General features: G+C 63.5%; 1 protein-coding gene. It reads left to right on the forward strand.

The genetic code is table 11. The features are described 5' to 3' along the window. Positions 1-255, forward strand: a 255-nt coding sequence (locus ACO0LO_RS29100; RefSeq protein WP_422970050.1) for a GDP-mannose 4,6-dehydratase, incomplete at both ends; no start/stop codon positions are given.

The following is a 255-nucleotide window of genomic DNA, read 5'->3' on the forward strand; positions in this document are numbered from 1 at the left end:
ACGCCAAACGCGACTGGGGCTACGCCAAAGAATACGTCGAAGGCATGTGGCGCATGCTGCAAGCCGACCAGCCCGACACCTTCGTACTCGCCACCAACCGCACCGAAACCGTCCGCGACTTCGTCACCATGGCCTTCAAGGCCGCCGACATCCAGCTCCGCTGGCAAGGGCAGGGCGAAGACGAAACCGCCGCCTGCACCAAGACCGGCAAGACCCTCGTCAAGGTCAACCCCAAATTCTACCGGCCCGCCGAAG

The sequence above is a fragment of the Undibacterium sp. TJN25 genome (assembly GCF_049339885.1).
GTDB lineage: Bacteria > Pseudomonadota > Gammaproteobacteria > Burkholderiales > Burkholderiaceae_D > Undibacterium.